The organism is Terriglobales bacterium (assembly GCA_035937135.1).
GTDB lineage: Bacteria > Acidobacteriota > Terriglobia > Terriglobales > Acidobacteriaceae > DASYVL01.
Genome location: DASYVL010000101.1, coordinates 1 through 2,597, shown reverse-complemented (window position 1 = coordinate 2,597; position 2,597 = coordinate 1). Strand labels below are relative to the sequence as shown.

Annotated in this window: 3 protein-coding genes; all 3 read right to left on the bottom strand. The window is 65.5% G+C overall.

What is annotated here, in order from left to right; all coding sequences use genetic code 11:
• Positions 1-129: 129 nt before the first annotated feature.
• The gene (locus tag VGQ94_06190; GenBank protein ID HEV2022101.1) at positions 130-810 is read right to left on the bottom strand and encodes a radical SAM protein; all 681 of its coding nucleotides are present in this window, start codon (positions 808-810) and stop codon (positions 130-132) included.
• Positions 811-826: 16 nt separating this feature from the next.
• Complete coding sequence (gene queD / locus VGQ94_06185; protein ID HEV2022100.1) at positions 827-1,204, bottom strand: 6-carboxytetrahydropterin synthase QueD; 378 nt, start codon at positions 1,202-1,204, stop codon at positions 827-829.
• A 103-nt stretch (positions 1,205-1,307) separates the two neighbouring features.
• On the bottom strand, positions 1,308-2,597 hold a 1,290-nt coding region (locus VGQ94_06180; GenBank protein ID HEV2022099.1), incomplete at its 5' end, for an ATP-dependent DNA helicase.

Here is a 2,597-nt window from a genome sequence, read left to right as displayed (position 1 = left end):
GCTTTCGGCTTGCGTTGATCCGCGCTCATTAGGGGCTGGGCTCCATTAGTTTAGATGGCAATCCGCCGCCGCCGGCTCTCCGAATGCAACAAAAGTCGGCCTGGCAAAGGTTACTTTGGTACTGAATCCCTATACTCCCTGGGTCTCCGGGGCCCAGATAAACTTATGAATCTGAAGGCCTAAGCGCACCGGCAGGCCGTCCGCCAGGATCCAGCCGGCCAGCTCCCGGGGGTCGAGCAGGCATTGGGAGGCGTCGCGGGCCCCGCGGGCGTCCTTGCGAAACGCTGGGGAAAGAATCACCGAGCCGGCGCGCTCCGCCAGCTTGTGCTCGCGGGTGAAGTCGCGAGCGAACTCGTAATCTGTCCGGTCGCTGAGGACGAACTTCACCTCATCGCGCGGCGTCAGCGCCTCGAGATTCTCCATGCGGAAGGTTCCGGCCTCGCCGGAGTGCGGACACTTCACGTCCACAATCTTCACCACTTCCTGCGGTACGTTCGCCAGCGGCCGTTCGCCGCTGGTCTCGAGCAGGATGGTGTAGCCCGCGGCCAGCAGCCGCCGCATCAGGTCTAAAACCTCGTCCTCCTGCAGCATGGGCTCGCCGCCGGTGATCTCCACCAGCTTCACGGGCGCCAGCTTGCGGACCTCCCTTTCCATCTCCTCCACCGTCATCTTGCGCCCGCCGGTGAAGGCGTACTCGCTGTCGCACCACGTGCAGCGCAGGTTGCACCCGGTCAGCCGCACGAAGATGCAGGGCAGTCCGGCGTAGGAGGACTCGCCCTGAAGGGAGCGGTAGATTTCAGTGATTTGCATTCTAGTGGCGAGTGGCTCACTCGAAATACGTGGCCGTGGTCGAATCCGTTTCCCACACCGTGACTTCCTTCACCCGCACGCGGCCCTGGGTCGCCGACTTCAGTTTGGCGCTGGTCTCGTCGTAGAAGTGCCGGGCCAGGTTCTCCGCCGAGGGATTCACGGTGGCGAACGGCGCCAGGTCGTTCATCATCTGGTGGTCGAGCCGCTCGATCGCCGGCTTCATCAGCTCTTTCAGGTCTTTGAAGTCCACCAGCAGGCCGGCCTTATCCAGCTCTGAGCCGGTGAGCGTCACCCGCACCTTGTAGTTGTGCCCGTGCGGGTTCTCGCACTTGCCCTTGTAGTCGCGCAGGTAGTGCCCCGCGGCAAAGCTCTCTTCGACGGTGATTTCGAACATGGCAGCCTTCAGCTCTCAGCCGTTACTTCATCAGCCAAGGCGCGGACGCGTCCCGAAACACACATTGTAGCGCGGAGAGAGGCCCAGGCCGCTTCCCGCGCCGCTAGGTCGCTCCGAAGAAGGATTCCACGTCCGCCAGCTCGGTGGTCCGCCGGTAGTTCGGCAAGCTCTCCAGGAAGACCTGCCCATAGCGCTGCTTGAGGATGCGATTATCGAGCAGCGCCAGCACGCCGCGGTCCTGCAGCGAGCGGATCAGCCGCCCAAAGCCCTGCTTCAGGGTGATGACGGCCGCGGGCACCTGGTAGTCGAAGAAGGCGTTGCCGCCCTCTTCGTCAATGGCGCGGATACGGGCAGCGACCACCGGGTCGCCCGGCACGGCGAAGGGCAGGCGGTCGATGATGACGCAGCTCAACTGCTCGCCCTGCACGTCCACGCCCTGCCAGAACGAGGCCGTGGCGAACAGCACCGCGTTGGGCGTCAGGCGGAACTCCTCGAGCAGCGCGCTCTTGGGCGCGTCGCCCTGGCGGAAGACGGGGAACTCCAGCTCGCCCAGCAGCCGGTCGTGGAGGTCGTGCATCTGGGCGTAGCTGGTGAACAGGCAAAAGGCGCGTCCTTGCGTGATCTCCAGCAGCCGCCGGATGCGGTCGGCGGCGCGCGCGGCGAACTGCGGCGTGCGCGGGTCGGGCAAATCGGGCGGGATGTAAAGGATCGCCTGACGCGCGTAGTCGAAGTGCGAGGGCACCACCAGCTCCCGCCCGTGGTCCACGCCCAGCCGCCGCCGCACGTAGCTGAAGCCCCCGGAAACGGCCAGCGTCGCCGAGGTCAGCACCGCCGTTTCCAGCTTCTCGAACAGGCACTGGCGCAGGATCTGCGAGACATCAATGGGCGTGGCCTGCAGGATGACGTGCCCGCCGCCGCGCCGGCCTTCCTTCCTACGCTCGATCCAGAAGACGGTGTTGCGGTCGTCGGACTCGAGCAGGAAGCTCAACTGCACGCGCAGCTCTTCGGCGCGCCGCGCCAGCGCGAAGACTTCCTCCGGCTTCTCGCGCAGCCCCTGCAACTCCGAAGCCAGCCCGGAAAGCGCGCCCAGCAAACCGGAGTACTCGTCGCCGTTTTCTTCCAGGAATTCGCGGCGATTCTCGAAGGCGAAGCGGCCCTCGCCCGGAGGGATGAGCGCGAAAAAGAACTGCGAGCGCTCCCGCACCCGCGCCACCGCCGACTTGATCTGCGGGGTGAACAGGTGCTTCCACTTGAGCAGGGTCTCGGCGTCGCGCACCAGTTCGTCGAAGCGCAGGTTGCTGATCGCAATGCCGAAGTAGCTCGACGCGATGTCCTCCAGCTCGTGCGCCTCGTCGAAGATGACCGCGCCGGCCTCCGGCAGGATGCCCGCGTC

Excerpts from the sequence above, each read along its gene's own strand:
- queD (HEV2022100.1), bottom strand. The coding sequence starts at position 1,204 with ATGTTCGAAATCACCGTCGAAGAGAGCTTTGCCGCGGGGCACTACCTG.
- VGQ94_06190 (HEV2022101.1), bottom strand. The coding sequence starts at position 810 with ATGCAAATCACTGAAATCTACCGCTCCCTTCAGGGCGAGTCCTCCTAC.